Source organism: bacterium, assembly GCA_030654305.1.
Classification (GTDB): domain Bacteria; phylum Krumholzibacteriota; class Krumholzibacteriia; order LZORAL124-64-63; family LZORAL124-64-63; genus PNOJ01.
Map to the genome: position 1 here is coordinate 1 of JAURXS010000118.1, position 1,187 is coordinate 1,187.

A 1,187-nucleotide genomic window follows, 5' to 3' on the forward strand; every position below is an offset into this window, starting at 1 on the left:
CGAAACTGAGCGGGACCATGGGGCTCACGGGCCGCTTCGACACGCTCGACGACGCCGACGACGTGATCTTCGGCGCCGGCTCCGGCCAGAGCCGCAGCTCGCTGACCATCGCACCGGTGTTCGCGCTCGGGGAAGGCATGCGGGCCCTGGCGGAACTGCGCCTGGACATGTCCGATGAAGACGCCTTCGTCGACCACGACGGCACGCCCAAGGGCTCGACGACCTCGGCGGCGTTCACGATGACGTACAGCTTCTAGTCCTGGACGCCGCAACGCATCGCCCGTAGGAGAAGGGGGCGGATCCCGCCTGGGACCCGCCCCCTTTGTCTTCACCGCGGACCGGTCCGATCAATCGCGGCGCGGCATCGCCGCCGCATCGGGCGCCGGAAGATCTGTTCCTCCGCGCACCGACCACCCCGTCTTCAGCCCGATCACGAACCACGCCAGGGCCAGCGTCCCGACCGCGAAGATCGTGTCGCCGATCACCCGCAGCCAGCGCAGGGTCTGCAAGTAGTCCTGCTGCAGGAACTCGGCCGAGCGGGCGTACCACAGCCCGTCGCGCACGCTGGCCATCGTCTGGGCCAGGCCCACCGGCAGCACGCTGATCAGCACCATGGCCGCCAGCCCGATGTTGATGGCCCAGAAGGCGAAGCGGATGACCCCGTCCTTCCAGATCCGGCGCGCGGCCAAGCCCTTGAGCACGAAGAGCATCAGCCCGATGCCCAGCATGCCGTAGACCCCGAACAGCGCCGTGTGGCCGTGCACCGGCGTGGTGTTCAGACCCTGCATGTAGTAGAGCGCGATGGGCGGGTTGATGAGGAAGCCGAAGACGCCCGCGCCCACCAGATTCCAGAACGCCACCGCGATGAAGCAGTAGATCGGCCACTTGTAGGCCTCGAGCCACGGCTTGGCGCGGCTGAGCGTGAGGTTGTGGTAGGCCTCGAAGCCCATCAGCACCAGGGGCACCACTTCCAGGGCGCTGAAGGTGGCGCCCAGCGCGAGCACCGCCGTCGGGGTGCCCGTGAAGTAGAGGTGGTGGAAGGTGCCGATGATGCCGCCGGCCAAAAAGACGTTCGTGGAGAAGAGCGTGGCGGCGGTCGCCGTCTTCACCTTCAGCAGACCCAGGCGCACGAAGAGGAAGGCGATGACCACGGTGGCGAAGACCTCGAAGAAGCCCTCCACCCACAG

General features: G+C 67.6%; 2 protein-coding genes. One reads left to right on the forward strand and one right to left on the reverse strand.

The features are described from left to right. Positions 1-257 (forward strand): hypothetical protein (locus tag Q7W29_03190; protein ID MDO9170815.1); only part of this gene is annotated, 257 nt, incomplete at its 5' end. A 90-nt stretch (positions 258-347) separates the two neighbouring features. Here Q7W29_03190 and Q7W29_03195 read toward each other — a convergent pair. Then, positions 348-1,187 (reverse strand): cbb3-type cytochrome c oxidase subunit I (locus Q7W29_03195; GenBank protein ID MDO9170816.1); only part of this gene is annotated, 840 nt, incomplete at its 5' end.